Origin of the sequence: Burkholderia sp. JKS000303, from assembly GCF_002563755.1 — a bacterium.
In the GTDB taxonomy this organism is placed as follows: Bacteria; Pseudomonadota; Gammaproteobacteria; order Burkholderiales; family Burkholderiaceae; genus Burkholderia; species Burkholderia anthina_B.
Genome location: NZ_PDBZ01000004.1, coordinates 497,601 through 518,795 on the forward strand (window position 1 = coordinate 497,601; position 21,195 = coordinate 518,795).

The 21,195-nt window shown below is 65.5% G+C and carries 19 protein-coding genes; 18 read left to right on the forward strand and 1 reads right to left on the reverse strand.

What is annotated here, in order from left to right:
• Positions 1-18: 18 nt before the first annotated feature.
• Complete coding sequence (gene rlmD / locus BX604_RS35570) at positions 19-1,416, forward strand: 23S rRNA (uracil(1939)-C(5))-methyltransferase RlmD (RefSeq protein ID WP_098556257.1); 1,398 nt, start codon at positions 19-21, stop codon at positions 1,414-1,416.
• 66 nt (positions 1,417-1,482) lie between these two features.
• Here rlmD and BX604_RS35575 read toward each other — a convergent pair whose 3' ends face one another.
• Positions 1,483-2,181 (reverse strand): Bax inhibitor-1/YccA family protein, encoded by a 699-nt coding sequence (locus tag BX604_RS35575; RefSeq protein ID WP_098556260.1) that lies wholly within the window; start codon positions 2,179-2,181, stop codon positions 1,483-1,485.
• Between the two features lie 250 nt (positions 2,182-2,431).
• On the opposite strand from BX604_RS35575, the gene ndk reads away from it, so the two are divergent.
• The 17 genes from ndk to BX604_RS35665 all read left to right on the forward strand — a co-directional run bounded on the left by ndk (position 2,432) and on the right by BX604_RS35665 (position 21,134).
• On the forward strand, positions 2,432-2,857 hold the full coding sequence (ndk, locus tag BX604_RS35580; RefSeq protein ID WP_017332230.1) for a nucleoside-diphosphate kinase: 426 nt from the start codon (positions 2,432-2,434) through the stop codon (positions 2,855-2,857).
• 55 nt (positions 2,858-2,912) lie between these two features.
• On the forward strand, positions 2,913-4,052 hold the full coding sequence (gene rlmN / locus BX604_RS35585) for a 23S rRNA (adenine(2503)-C(2))-methyltransferase RlmN (RefSeq protein ID WP_098556263.1): 1,140 nt from the start codon (positions 2,913-2,915) through the stop codon (positions 4,050-4,052).
• A 176-nt stretch (positions 4,053-4,228) separates the two neighbouring features.
• Positions 4,229-5,242, forward strand: coding sequence for a helix-turn-helix domain-containing protein (locus BX604_RS35590; RefSeq protein WP_098556266.1), 1,014 nt, complete (start codon positions 4,229-4,231; stop codon positions 5,240-5,242).
• Between the two features lie 106 nt (positions 5,243-5,348).
• Positions 5,349-6,653, forward strand: coding sequence for a flavodoxin-dependent (E)-4-hydroxy-3-methylbut-2-enyl-diphosphate synthase (gene ispG / locus BX604_RS35595; protein ID WP_098556582.1), 1,305 nt, complete (start codon positions 5,349-5,351; stop codon positions 6,651-6,653).
• Positions 6,654-6,669: 16 nt separating this feature from the next.
• Positions 6,670-8,010, forward strand: coding sequence for a histidine--tRNA ligase (hisS, locus tag BX604_RS35600; protein WP_098556268.1), 1,341 nt, complete (start codon positions 6,670-6,672; stop codon positions 8,008-8,010).
• Positions 8,011-8,064: 54 nt separating this feature from the next.
• Positions 8,065-8,694: a tetratricopeptide repeat protein gene (locus BX604_RS35605; RefSeq protein ID WP_098556271.1), complete on the forward strand. Its 630-nt coding sequence runs from the start codon at positions 8,065-8,067 to the stop codon at positions 8,692-8,694.
• Between the two features lie 40 nt (positions 8,695-8,734).
• Entirely contained in the window at positions 8,735-9,880 is a 1,146-nt protein-coding gene (gene bamB, locus BX604_RS35610; RefSeq protein WP_098556273.1) for an outer membrane protein assembly factor BamB, read from the forward strand.
• 248 nt (positions 9,881-10,128) lie between these two features.
• Positions 10,129-11,466, forward strand: coding sequence for a ribosome biogenesis GTPase Der (gene der / locus BX604_RS35620; RefSeq protein ID WP_098556276.1), 1,338 nt, complete (start codon positions 10,129-10,131; stop codon positions 11,464-11,466).
• Positions 11,467-11,607: 141 nt separating this feature from the next.
• A complete protein-coding gene (hfq, locus tag BX604_RS35625; protein ID WP_006399927.1) occupies positions 11,608-11,847 on the forward strand; it encodes an RNA chaperone Hfq in 240 nt (79 codons plus the stop codon).
• 72 nt (positions 11,848-11,919) lie between these two features.
• Positions 11,920-13,095, forward strand: coding sequence for a GTPase HflX (gene hflX, locus BX604_RS35630; RefSeq protein WP_179894950.1), 1,176 nt, complete (start codon positions 11,920-11,922; stop codon positions 13,093-13,095).
• A 47-nt stretch (positions 13,096-13,142) separates the two neighbouring features.
• Positions 13,143-14,489, forward strand: coding sequence for an FtsH protease activity modulator HflK (gene hflK / locus BX604_RS35635; RefSeq protein WP_098556282.1), 1,347 nt, complete (start codon positions 13,143-13,145; stop codon positions 14,487-14,489).
• 15 nt (positions 14,490-14,504) lie between these two features.
• A complete protein-coding gene (hflC, locus tag BX604_RS35640) occupies positions 14,505-15,404 on the forward strand; it encodes a protease modulator HflC (protein ID WP_098556285.1) in 900 nt (299 codons plus the stop codon).
• Positions 15,405-15,440: 36 nt separating this feature from the next.
• Positions 15,441-15,632 (forward strand): DUF2065 domain-containing protein, encoded by a 192-nt coding sequence (locus BX604_RS35645; protein WP_009687995.1) that lies wholly within the window; start codon positions 15,441-15,443, stop codon positions 15,630-15,632.
• A gap of 100 nt (positions 15,633-15,732) precedes the next feature.
• On the forward strand, positions 15,733-16,881 hold the full coding sequence (locus BX604_RS35650) for an ATP phosphoribosyltransferase regulatory subunit (protein ID WP_098556287.1): 1,149 nt from the start codon (positions 15,733-15,735) through the stop codon (positions 16,879-16,881).
• 113 nt (positions 16,882-16,994) lie between these two features.
• Positions 16,995-18,341 carry an adenylosuccinate synthase gene (locus BX604_RS35655; RefSeq protein WP_098556290.1) on the forward strand — a complete coding sequence of 449 codons (1,347 nt, stop codon included), beginning with the start codon at positions 16,995-16,997 and terminating at the stop codon, positions 18,339-18,341.
• An 8-nt stretch (positions 18,342-18,349) separates the two neighbouring features.
• Positions 18,350-18,946, forward strand: coding sequence for a phosphoribosyltransferase (locus BX604_RS35660; RefSeq protein WP_098556293.1), 597 nt, complete (start codon positions 18,350-18,352; stop codon positions 18,944-18,946).
• A 274-nt stretch (positions 18,947-19,220) separates the two neighbouring features.
• Positions 19,221-21,134, forward strand: coding sequence for a potassium transporter Kup (locus BX604_RS35665; RefSeq protein WP_098556295.1), 1,914 nt, complete (start codon positions 19,221-19,223; stop codon positions 21,132-21,134).
• Positions 21,135-21,195 lie beyond the last annotated feature (61 nt).

A 21,195-nucleotide genomic window follows, 5' to 3' on the forward strand; every position in this document is an offset into this window, starting at 1 on the left:
TTTTGTCAGGAAAAGCTGGTGTCCGAAGCCGTCCCCACTTCTGCGCGCAAATCGAAAAATGCGCCCGTCGCGCCCGGGCCCGCCCCGGTTCTCGAGATCGAATCGCTCGACATGGAAGCGCGCGGTGTCGGCCGCACGACGACCGAGGACGGGACGCCGGGCAAGGTCATCTTCGTCGAAGGCGCGTTGCCCGGCGAGCGCGTGACCTATTCGAGCTACCGCCGCAAGCCGAGCTACGAGCAGGCGACCGTCGTGGACATTCTGCGCCCGAGCGTGCTGCGCACGCAGCCGAAATGCAAATTCTTCGGCACCTGCGGTGGCTGCTCGATGCAGCATCTCGAGATGCGCGCGCAGGTCGCGATCAAGCAGCGCGTGCTCGAGGACAACCTGTGGCACCTGTCGAAGCTGCGCGCCGAGACGATGTTCGCGCCGATCCACGGCCCGTCGTGGGGCTACCGCTACCGTGCGCGCCTGACCGTGCGCAACGTCGCGAAGAAGGGCGGCGTGCTGGTCGGCTTCCATGAGAAGAAGAGCAGCTACGTCGCCGACATGACGAGCTGCGAAGTGCTGCCGCCGCACGTGTCGGCAATGCTCGTGCCGCTGCGCCGGCTCGTCGAGGGGCTGTCGATCCGCGACCGGATGCCGCAGATCGAACTCGCGGTCGGTTCGGAAGTCACGGCGCTCGTGCTGCGCGTGCTGGAGCCGATCAATGCGGACGACGAAGCACTGCTGCGCGCGTTCGCGGACGAGCACAAGGTGCAGTTCTGGTTGCAGCCGAAGGGCCCGGACACGGTGACGCCGTTCTATCCGCTCGACGTGCCGCTCGACTACACGCTGCCGGAGTTCGGCATCCGCATGCCGTTCAAGCCGACCGACTTCACGCAGGTCAATCATCAGATCAACCGCGTGCTGGTGGGCCGCGCGCTGCGCCTGCTCGCGCCGTCGCGCGACGATCGCGTGCTCGACCTGTTCTGCGGGATCGGCAACTTCACGCTGCCGCTCGCGCGCCTGTCGCGCGAGGTGATGGGCATCGAAGGCAGCGAAACGCTGACGACGCGCGCGCTCGCGAATGCACGCGAGAACGGTGTGGACGGGCATACGACGTTCGCATGCCGGAACCTGTTCGAAGTGACGGGCGACGACATCCGCGCGCTCGGCGCATTCGACAAGTTCCTGATCGATCCGCCGCGCGAAGGTGCGCTTGCGGTGTCGAAGGCGCTGGCCGAAATCGCGCAGAGCGGCGAAGGCCCGCTGCCGAAGCGCATCGTCTACGTGTCGTGCAATCCGTCGACGCTTGCGCGCGATGCAGGCCTGCTCGTGCACGAGGCCGGCTACCGGCTGAAGGGCGCCGGGGTCGTGAACATGTTCCCGAATACGTCGCACGTCGAATCGATCGCGCTGTTCGAGCGCGACTGAGCGGGCGGACGGCTGATGTAAAAAAACCGGCCCGCGGGCCGGTTTTTTCATGATGCGCAGCGAACGTCAGTTGCGGTTGCCGCCGAAGATGCCGAGCAGCGCGAGCAGGTTCGTGAACACGTTGTACAGGTCGAGGTAGATCGCGAGCGTGGCCGAGATGTAGTTCGTCTCGCCGCCGTTCACGACGCGCTGGACGTCGAACAGCATGTAGGCCGAGAAGATCGCGATCGCGAGCACCGACACGGTGAGCATCAGCGCCGGCAGGTGCAGGAACATGTTCGCGACCGATGCGAGCAGGATCACGATCACGCCCATGAACAGCCACTTGCCGAGGCCCGAGAAATCGCGCTTGCTGACCGTGGCGATCGTCGCCATCGTGGCGAAGATGATGCCGGTGCCGCCGAACGCGAGCATGATCAGCGACGGGCCGTTCGAGAAGCCGAGGATGAAGCTCAGCAGGCGCGACAGCATCAGGCCCATGAAGAACGTGAAGCCGAGCAGCACGAACACGCCGGCCGCGCTGTTTTTGGTCCGCTCGATCGCGAACATGAAGCCGAACGCGATCGCGAAGAACGCGAGCAGGCTCATCATCGGGCTCGTGGCCGCGAACAGCGAGAAGCCCGTCGCGACGCCGACCCATGCGCCCAGCACCGTCGGAATCATCGACAGCGCGAGCAGCCAGTACGTGTTTCGCAGCACGCGGTTGCGAACCTCCGCGGTGCTGACGGAGCCGCCGCGGCCGAAATTGTACGGATAGTCGTTCATGGTTTCTCCTAACATTGAACGCATGGGCGTCCGGGGCCGGTTCGGCGCACGCGGTGTGCGGCGCAGCAAACCGGAGCAGCTATGGCTAAGATACGTTCCGCGCCGCTTGGTTTCAATGGCCAGGCAGCGCAAAAACATATGGATTCGGAACCTTTCACGCGTGTAAGGGTTCAATCGCAATGATACACGGGATCGTGCTACAATAGCGGATTCATTTGAACCTGTAACTTCTTAATTTCTTGGAGTTTTTATGGCAATCGAGCGCACCCTGTCGATCATCAAGCCGGATGCGGTGGCAAAGAACGTGATCGGCCAGATCTACAGCCGTTTCGAAGGCGCCGGCCTGAAGATCATCGCATCGCGCATGGCGCACCTGTCGCGCGCAGACGCCGAGAAGTTCTACGCAGTGCACGCAGCACGTCCGTTCTTCAAGGACCTCGTCGATTTCATGATCTCGGGCCCGGTGATGATCCAGGTTCTGGAAGGTGAAGGCGCGATCCTGAAGAACCGCGACCTGATGGGCGCGACGGATCCGAAGAAGGCGGAAAAGGGCACGATCCGCGCCGACTTCGCCGACAGCATCGACGCGAATGCAGTGCACGGCTCGGACGCTGCAGAAACGGCAGCGGTCGAAGTTGCATTCTTCTTCCCGGAAATGAACGTCTACTCGCGCTAAGCTCCGGCTGGCAACAAGTAGGCTGGATTCAGCGCACGCGGCAAGGCAGCACATCATGACGAGCGAAACTTCCGTCAATCTTCTCGACTTCGATGCCGAGGGTCTTGTCGCGTACTGCGGCAGTCTCGGCGAGAAGCCGTTCCGCGCCAAGCAGTTGCAGCGCTGGATCCACCAGTACAACGCCGGCGATTTCGACGGCATGACCGATCTCGCGAAGTCCTTGAGAGAAAAGCTCAAGGGCCGCGCGTCGATCGTGATGCCGGATATCGTCAGCGACAACGTTTCCACCGACGGCACACGCAAGTGGCTGATCGACGTCGGAAACGGCAATGCGGTCGAAACCGTGTTCATCCCGGAAGAGACGCGCGGCACGCTGTGCGTGTCGTCGCAGGCCGGGTGTGCGGTCAACTGCCGCTTCTGCTCGACGGGCAAGCAGGGCTTCTCCCGCAACCTGTCGACAGCCGAAATCATCGGCCAGCTCCGGATGGCCGAATTTGCACTGCGAGCGTCGCTCGGTCGCGCGCCCGGTCCGAACGGCAAGGCCGAGCGGGTCGTCACCAACGTGGTGATGATGGGCATGGGCGAGCCGCTGCTGAATTACAGCGCGGTCGTCCCCGCGATGCGGCTGATGCTCGACGACAACGCGTACGGCCTGTCGCGCCGCCGCGTCACGCTGTCGACGTCCGGCGTGGTGCCGATGATGGACCGCCTCGGCGCCGAACTGCCGGTCGCGCTCGCCGTATCGCTGCACGCGCCGAACGATGCGCTGCGCGACGAGCTGGTGCCGCTCAACAAGAAGCATCCGCTGCGCGAGCTCATGGCCGCGTGCCAGCGCTATCTGAAAGTCGCGCCGCGTGACTTCATTACTTTCGAATACTGCATGCTCGACGGCGTCAACGACACCGAAGCGCATGCGCGCGAACTGCTGGCCGTCACGCGCGACGTGCCCTGCAAGTTCAATCTGATCCCGTTCAACCCGTTTCCGGAGTCGGGCCTCATCCGCTCGAAGCCGGAGCAGATCAAGCGCTTTGCACAGGTCCTCATCGACGCGGGTGTCGTCACGACCGTGCGCAAGACGCGCGGCGACGACATCGACGCCGCGTGCGGCCAGCTGGCCGGCGCCGTGAAGGACCGCACGCGTCTGGCGGAGCGAACGGGTGGCGCAGCAAAGATCATCGAAGTTCGGGCGGTTTGACGGGGCGCCGCGTTGGCGCGCCTGACCGGGGATGCCCGAATCTTTTGGCGGTATAACACGCGAATAGCGATCGGTCGCGGCGCCTTGGCGCCGCGCATGGTGTGACAAGTTGCGGGTGCCGGCTGGCAAGAGCCGGCGGCGTCCGCCAGTGAAGAAGAATCGACGCGAGGACAAGGATGAGTGAGCCGCAGCCGTCAAACGGCGCAGAGACGAATGCCGCGCAGCCGGCGCCGGCGGGACTGGAAACGCTGGTGGCAGTCGGTGGCCGGCTGGCGCAGCTCCGGGAGGCGAAGGGCTGGACGGTCGACGACGTGTCGGCGCGGCTCAAGGTCGCTCCGCCGAAGCTGCGTGCGCTCGAGGCCGGTGACATCAGTCATTTGCCCGGCGTGACGTTCGCGATCGGCGTCGTGCGCAGCTACGCGAAGATGCTCGGCGTCGATCCGGAACCGTTCGCGCAGGCCCTGCGCCGCGAGCGCGGCGCGCCGGAAGTCGATCTGTCGATGCCCGCGTCGTCGGGGACGGATCTGCCGCGCGGCCGCGTGTCGATTCCGCTCGGCGGCTCGTCGCGTCACCACCCGTGGTTGTGGGGCACCGCGATCGTCGTCGTCGCGGTGGTCGCGGTACTGATGTGGCACACTGGCGGCGACTCGTCGAGCTGGCTCGCGCGCTTCAAGGGCGGCGATGCCGAGCATGCGTCGGCTGCCAGCGTCGCGGCGGGCTCGTCCGTCGACGAGACGGCTGCGAGCGGTGCGTCGGCGGCGGCTGGCAATGAGGCGCCGGCCGTGGCAGCAGCGTCCGGCGTAGTGCCGCAAGCGGTGGCGTCGGCTGCCCCGGCGGTGCCGGTAGCAGCCGCATCGCAACCGGCGCAACCCGTCGTCGCGACGACCGCCGCGGCAAGCGCTGCCGCGCCGGCTCAGCCCGCGAGCGTCGTGGTGGCGGCAGGTCAGTCGATGATCGAACTGAAGGTCAAGCAGGACAGCTGGTTCAGCGTGCGCGACAAGAGCGGCAAGGAGCTGTTCTCGGGGCTGGTGCGGGCCGGTGAAGCGAAGCAGGTCGCCGGCGACGGGCCGTTCAAGGTCACGATCGGTAACAAGGCGGGCCTCGATTCGGTCGCGTTCGACGGAAAACCCGTCGATCCGGCAAAATATTCGGCAGCGCGGGGTAACGTGGCGCGGTTCATGTTGCCCTGACGTCAAGCGCCGTGACGAAGGCCTGTCGCCGACAGGCCACGAGGGCACGGCGCTTTTTCAATTCATGTGCCGCATCGCGGCGCATTCCGCGTAAATGGATCTATCGATGCAATCCGAAGCTCAATCCCCACGCAGCAGTCAGATTTGTTCAACCGAGCCGGTGTTCGGCGGGCATCAGCCGCGTCGCGTGTCGCATGCGGTGGATGTTCGTTGGGGCGGGCAGCTCGTGACGATCGGCGGCGATGCGCCGGTGCGCGTGCAGTCGATGACGAACACCGACACGGCCGATGCGATCGGCACGGCGATCCAGATCAAGGATCTCGCGAACGCAGGCTCCGAACTGGTGCGGATCACCGTCAACACGCCGGAAGCGGCGGCGGCCGTGCCGGCGATCCGTGAGCAGCTCGACCGGATGGGCGTGACCGTCCCGCTCGTCGGCGACTTCCACTACAACGGCCACCTGCTGCTGCGCGACTACCCGGGCTGCGCGGAGTCGCTGTCGAAGTACCGGATCAACCCGGGCAACGTCGGCCAGGGCGCAAAGCGCGACACGCAGTTCGCGCAGATGATCGAAGCCGCGGCGAAGTACGACAAGGCGGTGCGGATCGGCGTGAACTGGGGCAGTCTCGACCAGGACCTGCTCGCGCGCATGATGGACGAGAACGGTGCGCGTGCGCAGCCGTGGGATGCGCAGAGCGTGATGTACGAGGCGCTGATCCAGTCGGCGATCGGCTCGGCCGAGCGCGCGGTCGAACTCGGCCTCGGCCGCGATCGCATCGTGCTGTCGTGCAAGGTCAGCGGCGTGCAGGACCTGATCGCCGTGTATCGCGAACTCGGCCGCCGTTGCGGTTTCGCGCTGCACCTCGGTCTGACCGAAGCGGGCATGGGCTCGAAGGGCATCGTCGCGTCGACGGCCGCGCTCGGCGTGCTGCTGCAGGAAGGGATCGGCGACACGATCCGCATCTCGCTGACGCCGGAACCGGGTGCGTCGCGCACCGGTGAGGTGATCGTCGGCCAGGAAATCCTGCAGACGATGGGCCTGCGCTCGTTCGCGCCGATGGTGATCGCCTGCCCGGGCTGCGGCCGCACGACGAGCACGCTGTTCCAGGAACTCGCGATGCAGATCCAGACGTATCTGCGCGAGCAGATGCCGGAGTGGCGCAAGGAATATCCGGGCGTCGAGAAGATGAACGTCGCAGTGATGGGCTGTATCGTCAACGGCCCGGGCGAGTCGAAGCACGCGAACATCGGCATCAGCCTGCCGGGCTCGGGCGAGAACCCGGCCGCTCCCGTCTTCATCGACGGCGAGAAGGTCAAGACGCTGCGCGGCGAGCGGATCGCCGAGGAATTCCAGCAGATCGTCAGCGACTACGTCGCACGCAATTACGGCCGCGCTGCGGCCCTGAACTAATCCGTCCACACACACGATGACTGAACAGAAACGCAAGATCGAGAAGCTCACCGGCGTCAAGGGCATGAACGACATCCTCCCGCAGGATGCAGGCCTGTGGGAGTTCTTCGAAGCTACGGTGAAATCGCTGCTGCGCGCATACGGCTACCAGAACATCCGCACGCCGATCGTCGAGCATACGCAGCTCTTCACGCGCGGCATCGGCGAAGTCACCGACATCGTCGAGAAGGAGATGTACAGCTTCACCGACGCGCTGAACGGCGAGAACCTGACGATGCGTCCGGAGAACACCGCGGCCGTCGTGCGTGCGTCGATCGAGCACAACATGCTGTACGACGGCCCGAAGCGCCTGTGGTACATCGGCCCGATGTTCCGTCACGAGCGTCCGCAGCGCGGCCGCTACCGCCAGTTCCACCAGGTCGGCGTCGAGGCGCTTGGCTTCGCGGGCCCGGACGCGGATGCGGAAATCATCATGATGTGCCAGCGGCTGTGGGACGACCTCGGGCTGACGGGCATCAAGCTCGAGATCAACTCGCTCGGCCTCGCCGAAGAGCGCGCCGCGCACCGTGTCGAACTGATCAAGTACCTCGAGCAGTTCGCGGACGTGCTCGACGAGGATGCGAAGCGCCGCCTGTATACGAACCCGCTGCGCGTGCTCGACACGAAGAACCCCGCGCTGCAGGAGATCGCGCAGAACGCACCGAAGCTGATCGACTTCCTCGGCGACGAGTCGCGCGCGCACTTCGAAGGACTGCAGCGCCTGCTGCTCGCGAACAACATCCCGTTCAAGATCAACCCGCGTCTCGTGCGTGGTCTCGATTACTACAATCTGACCGTGTTCGAGTGGGTGACCGACAAGCTCGGTGCGCAGGGGACGGTCGCGGCCGGCGGCCGCTACGATCCGCTGATCGAGCAGCTCGGCGGCAAGCCGACCGCCGCATGCGGCTGGGCGATGGGCATCGAGCGCATTCTCGAACTGCTGAAGGAAGATGATCTCGCGCCCGAGCAGGAAGGCGTCGACGTCTACGTCGTGCACCAGGGCGAGACCGCCCGCGAGCAGGCGTTCATCGCGGCCGAGCGTCTGCGCGACACGGGCCTCGACGTGATTTTCCACTGCAGCGCCGACGGCGCGCCGGCCAGCTTCAAGTCGCAGATGAAGCGGGCCGATGCAAGCGGCGCCGCGTTTGCGGTGATCTTCGGCGAAGAAGAGATCGCGAACGGCACGGTGGGCGTGAAAGCGCTGCGCGGTGCGGGCCAGGAAGGGGAAAAGAACGTTCAGCAGACCGTACCGGTCGAAAGCTTGACCGAATTCCTAATCAATGCGATGGTTGCATCCGCCGAAGACGGCGACGACTGATCGCGCTGGCATTCGCTGACAAGAAAAGCCTGAACAGGAAGGAATCGCTCGCCGATGAGTTATCACGACGAACAAGAATCGATTGAAAGTCTGAAAGCGTGGTGGGCCCGCTGGGGCAACCTCACCACGTGGATCGTGCTCGCGGCGCTGGTCGTCGCGGCCGGTTTCAATGGCTGGAACTACTGGCAGCGCCGTCAGGCCGCCGAGGCTTCCGGGTTGTACGAGCAGGTCCAGAAGGCCGCCGCCGCGAACGACAAGGCGACGATGGCCCGCGCGGCTGCCGACATGGAAGACAAGTACGGCAGCACGCCGTATGCGGAGATGAGCGCGCTCGCTGCCGCGAAGACGCTGTATACGGCCGGCGACGCCGCAGGCGCGAAGGCGCAGCTGCAATGGGCCGCCGATCACGCCAAGGATGACGAGTACAAGCAGATCGCGAAGCTGCGTCTTGCGTCGCTGCTGCTCGACGAGAAGGCGTACGACGCAGGCCTCGCGCTGCTGTCCGGCACGCCGGTCGATGCATTCAAGGGCCTCGTGGCGGATCGCCGCGGCGACCTGCTTGCCGCGCAAGGCAAGACCGACGATGCGCGCGCCGCTTACAAGCTCGCGCTCGACGGCCTGTCGAAGGACGACCAGTCCGCGCGCCAGCTCGTGCAGTTCAAGCTCGACGCGCTCGGCGGCTGATCACGGCCCCCTCAACCTCTTAACTCTGCTTCGCTAACCGATGAATTTGCTGAAACGTTACGCTGTGCCCGTCGCCTGCGCGGCGGCTGTCCTGGCATTGGCGGCCTGCTCGTCGTCGAAGGACGCGCGCCGCGTGCCGACGCCGCTCACCGAGTTCAAGCCCGTGATGGACGTGCAACAGGTCTGGAAGGCGAGCGTCGGCAAGGGCGGTCGCTACCTGTTCTCGCCGGTGGCCGTGGGCGACGCTGTCTATGCAGCGGGCGAAAACGGTTCGGTCGAGAAGATCGACGCGAAGACGGGCCAGACGCTGTGGCGCGCGAAGGTCGGTTCGGACCTGTCGGCTGGTGTCGGCAGCGACGGCAACCTGACTGCGGTCGGCGCGCTGAAGGGCGGCGTGTTCGTGCTCGGCCCCGACGGCAAGCAGCTGTGGAAGACCTCCGTGCAGGGCGAGATTTTCTCGCCGCCGCTCGTGGGCAACGGCCTCGTGATCGTTCGCACGATCGACGGCCAGGTGATCGCGTTCGATGCGCAGACGGGCGAGCAGAAGTGGAACTACCGCAACCGTGCGGTGCCGCTGAACCTGCGCGTGTCGGCCGGCATGACGTTCGCGGGCGACGCGGCCGTGCTGGCGGGTTTCCCCGGCGGCGGTCTGGTCGCGATCAACCTGCAGACGGGCGATCCGTTCTGGCAGACGCCCGTGTCGTTCCCGAAGGGCGTGACCGAAGTCGAGCGCATCAACGACGTCAGCGGTCCGCCGACGCTCGTGGGCGCCGAAGCTTGCGCGGTCACGTTCCAGGGTCAGCTCGGCTGCTTCGATGCGAACTCGGGCCGTCCGCTGTGGGAAAAGGCGTTCTCGAGCCGCAGCGGCCTGGCGCAGGACGATTCGGTGGTCGCCGGCGGCGACGACTGGTCGATCGTGACGGCGTACGACGCGACCACCGGCAACCAGCTCTGGCGCAACGACCAACTGAAGAGCCGCGACGTCGGCGTGCCGTACCTGCTCGGTCATGCAGTCGTGATGGGCGACTACAAGGGCTTCGTGCACTTCCTGTCGCGCGAGGACGGCAGCTTCATCGCACGGATGAAGACTGACGGCAGCGCGATCACGGCGGCGCCGGTCCTGGCGGGCAACACGCTGGTCGTGCAGACGAAGGACGGCGGCCTGTACGGGTTCCGTCCGCGCTGACGCGCGCGAAACATGCGCGGCCGCGGCGCGGCGGGCTTGTCCCGCGCACCGCGGGCCGTGCGACATGAAGGCGGCCGGTGTCCCCGGCCGCTCGGTATTTGAAAGGCAGTTCGCAACGAAAGACGACGGCGCGCAACGCGCGCCCGGCGCGCGCATCCGGCGCGGCGCGAATTCGTGATATTTTCATTCAGCGCAGCCGCCCGCAGCAGCGGGCCTCCCGCTGCTGCGCATCACCGTAGAAAACACAGATGAAACCGGTCATTGCCCTCGTTGGGCGCCCCAATGTGGGGAAATCCACGCTGTTCAACCGGCTCACGCGCTCGCGCGATGCGCTGGTCGCCGACTTGCCGGGCCTCACGCGCGATCGCCATTACGGCGAAGGGCGCGTCGGCGCACGGCCTTATCTGGTCGTCGACACCGGCGGCTTCGAGCCTGTCGCGAAGGACGGCATCCTGCACGAGATGGCGCGCCAGACGCGCCAGGCCGTCGAGGAAGCCGACGTCGTCGTGTTCATCGTCGACGGCCGTAACGGCCTCGCGCCGCACGACAAGTCGATCGCCGATTACCTGCGCAAGACGGGCAGGCCGATCTTCCTGGTCGTCAACAAGGCCGAGGGGATGAAGTACACGGCGGTCGCGACGGACTTCTACGAGCTCGGGCTCGGCGATCCGCGCGCGATCTCGGCCGCGCACGGCGACGGCGTGACCGACATGATCAACGAGGCGCTGGAAGTCGCGTACGCGGGCCAGCCGGAGGAGGCGGACGAGGACGATCCGTCGCGCGGCATCAAGATCGCGATCGTCGGCCGCCCGAACGTCGGCAAGTCGACGCTCGTGAACGCGCTGATCGGCGAGGACCGCGTGATCGCGTTCGACATGCCGGGCACGACGCGCGACTCGATCTACGTCGACTTCGAACGTAACGGCAAGAAATATACGCTGATCGACACCGCGGGCCTGCGGCGCCGCGGCAAGGTGTTCGAGGCGATCGAGAAGTTCTCGGTCGTGAAGACGCTGCAGTCGATCTCGGATGCGAACGTCGTCATTCTTCTGCTGGATGCGCAGCAGGACATTTCCGACCAGGACGCGCACATCGCCGGCTTCGTCGTCGAGCAGGGCCGCGCGCTTGTGATCGGCGTCAACAAGTGGGACGGTCTTGACGATCACGCACGCGATCGCGCGAAAGCGGATTTGACCCGCAAGCTGAAATTCCTCGACTTCGCGAAGTCGCACTACATTTCGGCCGCGAAGAAGACGGGGATCGGCGCGCTGATGCGCTCGGTCGACGACGCATACGCGGCGGCCATGGCGAAGCTGCCGACGCCGAAGCTTACGCGCGCGCTGATCGAGGCCGTCGAATTCCAGCAGCCGCGCCGTCGCGGCCCGGTGCGTCCGAAGCTGCGCTACGCGCACCAGGGCGGCCAGAATCCGCCGTTGATCGTCATCCACGGTAACGCGCTCGATGCCGTGACGGAAACGTACAAGCGTTACCTGGAAAACCGATTCCGCGAAACTTTCTCACTGACAGGGACTCCATTGCGCATAGAGTTCCGTTCGTCGAACAACCCGTACGCGGACAAGGGCTGAAGCACGCCCCGCAAGGGCCAGGCCGCATGGCCTACGCCCGGGCGGGGCAGGCAAAATCAGCTATAGTGTAGCGATTGGCGACGGATCTCTTTTTCTTCGCCGCCAGTCCAGATCAACCTGCAAAAAAAGATGGAGTACGCCATGAGCAACAAAGGGCAATTGTTACAAGACCCGTTTTTGAACGCACTGCGCAAAGAGCACGTTCCCGTTTCGATCTATCTCGTCAACGGCATCAAGCTTCAAGGGAACATCGAATCGTTCGACCAGTACGTCGTGTTGCTCCGTAATACGGTGACCCAGATGGTTTACAAGCACGCCATCTCGACGGTCGTGCCGGCGCGCCCGGTGAATTTCCACCCGGACGCGGAAGCCTCGTCCTAACCTATCGCAGCGGCCGGCATCCGGTCGCCGCGAGCGACCGATGCCAGCCGCCTTATCTTGACACCCGATAATTTGATCAACGCAGCGCTCGTCGGCATCGATTTCGGCAAGACCGATTTCGAAGCCAGTCTCGAAGAACTCAGTCTTCTCGCCTCCAGTGCAGGCGCCCGTCCCGCCGTCACCCTCACGGGTCGTCGCTCCAGTCCTGATGCCAAGATGTTCATCGGCAGCGGCAAAGCCGAAGAACTGCGGCTTGCCTGCGACGCGCACAACGTCGAAATCGTCATCTTCAACCACGCCCTCGCACCGGCCCAGCAACGCAATCTGGAGCAGGCGCTTAACAGGCGTGTGGTCGATCGCACGAGTCTCATCCTCGATATCTTTGCGCAGCGCGCCCGCAGCCACGAAGGCAAGCTGCAGGTCGAGCTCGCGCAGTTGCAATACCTGTCGACCCGACTGATTCGCGCGTGGACCCACCTGGAACGGCAAAAGGGCGGTATCGGCCTGCGCGGCCCGGGTGAAACGCAGCTCGAAACCGACCGCCGGCTGATCGGCGAGCGCATCAAGATGCTGAAGTCGCGGCTCGACCGGCTGCGCCGGCAGCACAGCACGCAGCGTCGCCAGCGGGCCCGCAGCGGCACGATGTCGGTGTCGCTCGTCGGCTATACCAACGCGGGCAAGTCGACGCTGTTCAATGCGCTGACGAAAGCGCAGGCCTATGCGGCCGACCAGCTGTTCGCAACGCTCGATACGACGTCGCGGCGCGTGTACCTGGGCGACGAAGTCGGCCAGATCGTCGTGTCCGATACGGTCGGGTTCATCCGTGAGTTGCCTCACCAGCTGGTTGCCGCGTTTCGCGCGACCCTCGAGGAAACGATCCATGCGGATCTGCTGCTGCACGTGGTCGATGCATCGAGCGCGGTGCGGCTCGAACAGATCGAGCAGGTCAACGGCGTGCTGCACGAGATCGGCGCGGACACGATCCGACAGGTGCTGGTGTTCAACAAGATCGACGCCGTGCCCGAGCTGGCGGCCCGCGGCGACGCGGTCGAGCGGGACGAATATGGTAATATTTCGCGCGTCTTTTTGAGCGCGCGCACCGGTCAGGGTCTTGATGCGTTGCGTGCCGCCATCGCCGAAATCGCCTCCGGGGAGCAGCTTTCCTACGCGACGTTATCCGACGACGCGCTCGACGGCGCACCCGCTGAACCACACGAAGACCGCACGATTTCCGAACACGGGCGCTAACCGGCCCCGGCCGGTTAGCCGGCGTCCAATCTGGTGAACAAACTCTGGTGAACGAATACAACGAGCGGAGTACCTTGCGGCGGATGCGCGCCTTGCTGTCGATCAACGATCCCCGCTGGGGACGTAGCGAAGGCAAGGGCAATGACGGATCCCGTCCGCGTACGAACGAATCGAAGCGTCCGCCCGGCGGCGACGGTGACGGTCCGCCCGATCTCGACGAGATGTGGCGCAACTTCAACCGGCGTCTGAGCGGCCTGTTCGGCGGCAAGGGTGGCAACGGTTTCCGGCCCGACAACGGCCGGGCTGCGCGGGTCGGTGTCGGCATCGTGATCGGCGTGCTGGTCGCGGTCTACGCGGGCAGCGGGCTGTTCGTCGTGCAGGACGGCCAGACGGGTGTCGTGCTGCAACTCGGCAAGCTGTCGGGCACGGTCGGCCAGGGCGTGCACTGGCGTGCGCCGTATCCGTTCGCGTCGCATGAGATCGTCGATACGTCGCAGGTCCGTTCGATCGAGATCGGCCGCAACAACGTCGTGCGTCTCGCGAACGTGAAGGAAGCGGCGATGCTCACGCGCGATGCCGACATCGTCGACGTGCGTTTCGTCGTCCAGTACCGGATTCGTTCCGCAACCGATTACCTGTTCCGCAGCGTCGATCCCGAGCGCAGCGTGTCGCAGGCCGCGCAGGCTGCGGTGCGCGCGATCGTCGGCACGCGTAGCGCCGCCGACATGCTGAACCAGGACCGCGACGCACTGCGCGAGCAGCTGTCGACCGCGATCCAGCGTGATCTCGACCGCTACCAGACCGGGCTCGAAGTCACGGGCGTCACGATGCAAAGCGTCGCCGCGCCCGAGCAGACGCAGGCCGCGTATGCGGAAGTCGCGAAGGCGCGCGACGAGCGCGAAGCCGCGAAGCGGGCCGCGCAGGCTTACGCGAGCGACCTGCTGCCGAAGGCGCAGGGCGATGCCGCGAAGCTCGTCGACGAAGCGAAGGCATATGCCGATCGCGTGGTGACGGAAGCCGAAGGCGACGCCGACCGGTTCAAGCAGGTCTATGCACAGTATTCGAAGGCGCCCGCGGTGATTCGCGAGCGGATGTACCTCGAGACGATGCAGGAAATCTATTCGAACACGACGAAGGTGTTCGTCGGCAACAAGGGCGGCAACAGCGTCGTGTATCTGCCGCTCGACAAGATCGTCGAGCAGGGGCGACAAAACGCCGCGGCGTCGGTCGGCGCATCCGCGCCTGACGCGGCCTCGGCGTCGGCACCGGCCGACGGCACGGCGAGTGCGCCGGCCAGCGCGGCTTCGGCCGCCGCCGCGCCGGCAGCGGGCAGCGACGCGCTGCGGTCGCGCGAAGTGTTCCGCAGCCGCTCGCGCGAAGACGATCTGAAGTAACGGGGAGCGCAGAACATGAACCGAATCATTGCGCTTGTCGTCGCAATCGTGATCGTTGCCTTCGCGGCGTCGTCGACGGTCCTGACCGTCGATCCGCGTCATACGGCCGTGCTGTCGGGCCGTGACGGCGCGCAGCCCGAACTCGCGGGCCCCGGCATCCACTTCAAGCTGCCGCCGCCGTTGCAGACGGCGACGCTGATCGACACGCGCCTGCAGTCGCTCGAATCGTCGGATCCGCTGCAGCTTGCGACGCAGGACAAGCACGATCTGCTCGTCGCGTACGCGGTCAAGTATCGGATCAGCGATCCGATGAAGTATTTCATGGCAACGGGCGGCGATCCGGCGGCTGCCAACGAACGTCTGGCCGGTGCGCTGAAGAGCGCGCTGGGCGACGCATTCGGCAAGCGCGGGCTCGACGATGCGCTCGGCGGCCAGCGCGAGATCGCCGATGCGGCGCGCGACGCGGTGCGGGACAAGGCGTCCGGCTTCGGCATCGACGTGGTCGACGTCCAGCTGACGCGTGTCGACCTGCCGGCCGCGCAAACGGACGCCGTCTATCAGCGGATGATTGGCGCGCTGCGCGACCAGGCCGCCCAGGTACGTGCCGAAGGCGCTGCCGACGTCGAACAGATCAAGGCCGATGCGGAACGCGAACAGCAGGCCGTGCTCGCGAATGCGTACAAGTCCGCTCAGACGATCAAGGGCGAGGGCGACGCGAAGGCCGCGACGATCGCCGCCGATGCGTTCGGCCGCGACCCGCAGTTCTACCAGTTCTACGCGAGCCTGCAGGCTTACCGGAATACCTTCAAGCGCAACGACATCATCGTCGTCGATCCCGACAGCGAGTTCTTCCGTTTCATGCGCAGCCCGACGGGCGGTGCCGCACCGGCGGCACCCGCTCCCCGCAAACACTGACCTTGGGGCGCCGCGTCGAGCGGCGCCGTCGCTCGCATGGATCTGGCTGGCTCGTTGTTGCTCGCGGTAGCACTGATGCTGATCATCGAGGGGGCGTTCCCCTTCGTGTTTCCCGTCGCCTGGCGCGACACGTTTCGTAGAATAGCGGAGCGGCCGCCGCATCATATCCGGATCGGCGGGCTTATCGTGATGGCGCTCGGGCTCGTCCTGCTGCTGCTCGCCACCTGACCCGGACGGCGCATCCGCCGTTCGTTCCGCCTGATACCGATTTCCGATTCATTTCGCGGCGCGCGTGTCGCGCCCTGTTTCCCGTCGTAGGACCGTACCGATGTCGACCTGGTTACTTCCCGAGAATATCGCCGACGTACTGCCGTCGGAAGCGCGCAAGATCGAGGAGCTGCGTCGCAGGCTGCTCGACCGCTTCCGTTCGTACGGCTACGAAATGGTGATGCCGCCGCTGCTCGAATATCTCGAGTCGCTGCTGACGAGCGGCGGCGCCGACCTGCGCCTGCGCACCTTCAAGCTGGTCGATCAGCTGTCGGGCCGCACGCTTGGCCTGCGTGCGGACATCACGCCGCAGGTCGCGCGTATCGACGCGCACCTGCTGAATCGCCAGGGCGTGACGCGCCTCTGCTATGCCGGGCACGTGATGCATACGCGTCCGCGCGGCCTGCACGCGACGCGCGAACAGATCCAGATCGGCGCCGAAATCTACGGGCATGCCGGGCTGGAAGCCGACCTCGAAATCCAGCAACTGATGCTCGACGCGCTGCATCTCGCGGGCCTGTCGCGGATCCGCCTGGATCTGGGCCACGCCGGCGTGCTCGCGGCGCTGCTCGCGCGCGACGCGCAGGCCGCCGAACGCGGCGAGGCGCTGTACGACGCGCTGTCGGGCAAGGACGTGCCGCTGCTGAACGAACTCACCGACGATCTCGGCGCCGATACGTGCGCGGCGCTGCGTGCGCTGCCGAACCTGTACGGCGACGCGAGCGTGCTCGACGAGGCGCGCGCGCGGCTGCCGGTGCTGCCCGAGATCACGCGTGCACTCGACGATCTCGCCCAGCTCGCCGCACAGGCGAAGGGTGTCGAGGTGGCGATCGATCTGGCCGACCTGCGCGGCTATGCGTACCACAGCGGCGCGATGTTTTCGGCGTACATCGACGGCGTGCCGAACGCGATCGCGCGCGGCGGTCGTTACGACCACGTGGGCCAGGCATACGGCCGCGCTCGCCCGGCGACGGGCTTCTCGCTCGATTTGCGCGAGCTCGCGCGCATTTCGCCGGTCGAGGCGCGTGGTACCGCCATTCTCGCGCCGTGGGCGCAGGACGACGCACTGCGCGCGGCCGTCGTGGCGCTGCGCGATGCGGGCGAGGTCGTGATCCAGGCATTGCCGGGGCACGATCATGTGCTCGACGAATTCGCGTGCGACCGTTCGCTCGTCGAGCGCAACGGCGCGTGGGTGGTCGAGCCCCGTTAAACAGGCGTTCGCGGGCCGTCGTTCGGCGTGCATATCGTTGAAGCGAAACGGAAAAATTCGGAATCGCCCGCGAACATAGGTAGAATACGTTTTTAACCAGCTAACGAATCAACATGTCTGCCAGCGCAGTGAACGTGACTCCCGGGCGCAATGTCGTCGTCGTGGGAACGCAATGGGGTGATGAAGGCAAGGGCAAGATCGTCGACTGGCTGACGGACCACGCTCAGGGCGTCGTGCGTTTCCAGGGCGGTCACAACGCCGGCCACACCCTCATCATCGGCGGCAAGAAAACCATCTTGCGCCTCATTCCGTCGGGCATCATGCGTGAAGGCGTCGCCTGCTACATCGGCAACGGCGTCGTCCTGTCCCCCGAGGCACTGTTCAAGGAAATCGGCGAGCTGGAAGAGGCCGGCGTGAACGTACGCGACCGCCTGTTCATTTCCGAAGCCACGACGCTGATTCTGCCGTACCACATCGCGATCGACCAGGCGCGCGAAGCGCGCAAGGGCGCGGGCAAGATCGGTACGACCGGCCGCGGCATCGGCCCCGCGTACGAAGACAAGGTTGGCCGCCGCGCACTGCGCGTGCAGGACCTGTTCGACGCGAAGACCTTCGCCGATCGCCTGCGCGAAAACCTCGATTTCCACAACTTCGTGCTGACCCAGTACCTGGGCGCCGCGGCCGTCGATTTCCAGGCCACGCTCGACACGATGCTCGGCTATGCCGATCGCCTGAAGCCGATGGTGGCCGATGTGTCGCGCCGTCTGTACGACGCGAACAACGCCGGTGAGAACCTGCTGTTCGAAGGCGCGCAAGGCACGCTGCTCGACATCGACCACGGCACCTATCCGTTCGTCACGTCGAGCAACTGCGTCGCAGGTGCCGCGTCGGCCGGCGCCGGCGTCGGTCCGCAGAAGCTGAACTACATCCTCGGCATCACGAAGGCGTATTGCACGCGCGTCGGCTCGGGCCCGTTCCCGAGCGAACTGTACGATGCGGACAATCCGCAGCGTCAGGACCAGGTTGGCGTCACGCTGGCCAACGTCGGCAAGGAATTCGGCTCGGTGACCGGCCGTCCGCGCCGCACGGGCTGGCTCGACGCAGCCGCGCTGCGCCGCTCGATCCAGATCAACGGCGTGTCGGGCCTGTGCATGACGAAGCTCGACGTGCTCGACGGTCTCGACGAAGTGAAGCTGTGCGTCGGCTACAAGATCGACGGCCAGGACGCCGACATCCTGCCGCGTGGCGCAGCCGACGTGGCGCGTTGCGAGCCGGTGTACGAAACGTTCGCAGGCTGGAAGGAAAGCACTGTCGGCATCAAGACGTGGGACGCACTGCCGGCGAATGCGCAGGCATACCTGACCCGTGTCCAGGAAGTGGCTGGCGTGCCGGTGGACATGGTGTCGACCGGCCCGGACCGCGATGAAACGATCCTGCTCCGCCATCCGTTCAAGGTTTAATTTTCAGCATGACGCAGCAAATCACGATGACGGCGGCAGACTTGATGACTGATCCGCGTAACGACGACAAGAACCTGTGGGTGGGCTGGGACGAATACCATCGTCTGATCGAACTGCTCGCGCTCCAGGTGCATGCTTCGGGCTGGAAGTTCGACCAGATCCTGTGCCTCGCGCGCGGCGGTCTGCGCGTCGGCGACCAGCTGTCGCGGATCTATGACGTGCCGCTGGCGATCCTCGCGACGAGTTCGTACCGCGAAGCGGCCGGCACCGAGCAGGGCGAGCTGGACATCGCGCAGTACATCACGATGACGCGCGGCCACCTCGCGGGCAACGTGCTGTTGGTCGACGATCTGGTCGATTCGGGCGTCACGCTCGCGCGGGTGCAGGAGCACCTGAAGGAACGTTATCCGGCGGTCACGGCCGTGCGTTCGGCCGTGCTCTGGTACAAGGGTTGCTCGAAGGTCCAGCCCGACTATCACACGCAGTATCTGCCGACGAATCCGTGGATTCATCAGCCGTTCGAGGAGTGGGACACGGTTCGTCCGCACAACCTCGAGGCGTGGATCAAGCGCGGTCGCGCGCAGCGCGACGGTTCGGGCGCGTAAGCGGCCGGCCGATCGAAGGAAAGCCTTGTACGGCGCCGCTTGCGGCGCCGTTTTTCATTGGCGGACCGGATTTGCCGGCGCGGCGGTTGGCATACGCGGTAGGCAGACGGCGCGGCCCCGGCTATGATGGCAGCCCTGCCACAGCTCGCGCCGGATTGCATGCGCGGCGTAAGGTCACGTGGTTTCAGGGCAACAGGGCAGGGCAGCGTTTCACGGGGGCGCGAGTAGAATAGCGCTCGTTTTGTCCGAATCGGACCCGATTATTACGCTTCATATGAACGACACGATCCAGGCGACCGACGCGGCCCACGCGAATTCGACACACCAACATTCGATGCGGGCGCTTGCGATAGCAGCCATCGGCGTCGTGTTCGGCGATATCGGCACGAGCCCGCTGTATTCGCTGAAGGAGGCGTTCAGCCCCGCACACGGCATTCCGCTCACCGAAAGCTCGATCCTCGGCGTGATCTCGCTGCTGTTCTGGGCGATCATCCTCGTGGTCGGCGTCAAGTACCTGCTGTTCGTGATGCGGGCCGACAACAACGGCGAGGGCGGCGTGCTCGCGCTGATGGCGCTGTCGCTGCGGCCGCTCGATTCGAAAACCCGCGTCGCGGGCGCGCTGATGGCGCTCGGGATATTCGGCGCGTGCATGTTCTACGGCGACGCGGTGATCACGCCGGCGATCTCCGTGATGTCGGCGGTCGAAGGCCTCGAGATCGCGACGCCACACCTGTCTCATCTCGTGCTGCCGATCACGATCGTGATCCTGATCGCGTTGTTCTGGATCCAGCGTCACGGCACCGCGATGGTCGGCAAGCTGTTCGGCCCGATCATGGTGCTGTGGTTCATCGCGATCGCGGCACTCGGCGTTTATCACATCGTGCGCGTGCCGGGCATCGTCGCGGCAATCAACCCGTACTACGCGGCGTCGTTCATGGCGGACCACCTGCTGCAGGCCTACGTCGTGCTGGGCTCCGTGGTGCTGGTGTTGACCGGTGCGGAAGCGCTCTACGCGGACATGGGCCACTTCGGCGCGAAGCCGATCCGTCTGGCCGCGTACGGGCTCGTGATGCCGTCGCTCGTGCTGAACTACTTCGGCCAGGGCGCGCTGCTGATTCAGAATCCGAAGGCAATCGAAAACCCGTTCTTCCTGCTTGCACCGGACTGGGCGCTGCTGCCGCTCGTCGTGCTGTCGACGGTGGCGACCGTGATCGCGTCGCAGGCGGTGATCTCGGGCGCGTATTCGCTGACGTCGCAGGCGATCCAGCTCGGCTACGTGCCGCGCATGAAGGTGCTGCACACGTCCGAACTGGCGATCGGTCAGATCTACGTGCCAGTCGTGAACTGGCTGCTGCTGTTCGTGATCCTCTGCATCGTGGTCGGCTTCAAGAGCTCGGACAACCTCGCGGCCGCGTACGGTATTGCGGTGACCGCAACGATGGTGATCACGACCGTGCTGGCGTGCGTCGTGATGGTGAAGGTGTGGAACTGGAACCGGCTGCTGGTCGGCGCAATCATCGCGGTGTTTCTCGCGATCGACCTCGGCTTCTTCGGCGCGAACCTGCTGAAGGTCGCGCAGGGCGGCTGGCTGCCGCTCGGCATCGGCGGTTTGCTGTTCTTCCTGCTGATGACCTGGTACAAGGGGCGGCACATCGTCAAGGAACGCACAGCGGCCGACGGTATTCCGCTCGAGCCGTTCCTGCAGGGGCTGCTCGCGCATCCGCCGCACCGCGTGTCGGGCACCGCGATCTACCTGACCGGCAACGACAAGCTCGTGCCCGTGAGCCTGCTGCACAACCTGAAGCACAACAAGGTGCTGCACGAGCGGACCATCTTCCTGACGTTCGTCACGCGCGACATCCCGTATGTGCGCGACGACAAGCGCCTCAGTTCGCGCGATGCGAGCGGCGGCCTCTACATCGTCAAGGCCCAGTACGGCTTCAACGAGACGCCGGACGTGAAGGCGGTGCTCGAGGAGTTCGGCCGTACGCACGACATGACGTTCGAGTTGATGGACACGTCGTTCTTCCTCGCGCGCGAGACGGTCGTGCCGACGCATCTGCCGGGCATGTCGATCTGGCGCGAACGCGTGTTCGCGTGGATGCACCAGAACGCGGCCAAGCCGACCGACTTCTTCTCGATTCCGGCGAACCGCGTCGTCGAGCTCGGCACCAAGATCGAGATCTGAACGCCGCGCGCGGGCCGCACATGCGGCTCGTGTCGATCCGGCCGCGCGCTCGCCGTTTCGC

Coding starts and splice junctions, on each gene's coding strand:
- der (WP_098556276.1), top strand. CDS start 10,129: ATGAAACCGGTCATTGCCCTCGTTGGGCGCCCCAATGTGGGGAAATCC.
- bamB (WP_098556273.1), top strand. CDS start 8,735: ATGAATTTGCTGAAACGTTACGCTGTGCCCGTCGCCTGCGCGGCGGCT.
- ndk (WP_017332230.1), top strand. CDS start 2,432: ATGGCAATCGAGCGCACCCTGTCGATCATCAAGCCGGATGCGGTGGCA.
- BX604_RS35655 (WP_098556290.1), top strand. CDS start 16,995: ATGTCTGCCAGCGCAGTGAACGTGACTCCCGGGCGCAATGTCGTCGTC.
- BX604_RS35660 (WP_098556293.1), top strand. CDS start 18,350: ATGACGCAGCAAATCACGATGACGGCGGCAGACTTGATGACTGATCCG.
- BX604_RS35575 (WP_098556260.1), bottom strand. CDS start 2,181: ATGAACGACTATCCGTACAATTTCGGCCGCGGCGGCTCCGTCAGCACC.
- BX604_RS35605 (WP_098556271.1), top strand. CDS start 8,065: ATGAGTTATCACGACGAACAAGAATCGATTGAAAGTCTGAAAGCGTGG.
- hfq (WP_006399927.1), top strand. CDS start 11,608: ATGAGCAACAAAGGGCAATTGTTACAAGACCCGTTTTTGAACGCACTG.
- BX604_RS35650 (WP_098556287.1), top strand. CDS start 15,733: ATGTCGACCTGGTTACTTCCCGAGAATATCGCCGACGTACTGCCGTCG.
- rlmN (WP_098556263.1), top strand. CDS start 2,913: ATGACGAGCGAAACTTCCGTCAATCTTCTCGACTTCGATGCCGAGGGT.
- BX604_RS35665 (WP_098556295.1), top strand. CDS start 19,221: ATGAACGACACGATCCAGGCGACCGACGCGGCCCACGCGAATTCGACA.
- BX604_RS35590 (WP_098556266.1), top strand. CDS start 4,229: ATGAGTGAGCCGCAGCCGTCAAACGGCGCAGAGACGAATGCCGCGCAG.
- hisS (WP_098556268.1), top strand. CDS start 6,670: ATGACTGAACAGAAACGCAAGATCGAGAAGCTCACCGGCGTCAAGGGC.
- ispG (WP_098556582.1), top strand. CDS start 5,349: ATGCAATCCGAAGCTCAATCCCCACGCAGCAGTCAGATTTGTTCAACC.
- BX604_RS35645 (WP_009687995.1), top strand. CDS start 15,441: ATGGATCTGGCTGGCTCGTTGTTGCTCGCGGTAGCACTGATGCTGATC.
- hflC (WP_098556285.1), top strand. CDS start 14,505: ATGAACCGAATCATTGCGCTTGTCGTCGCAATCGTGATCGTTGCCTTC.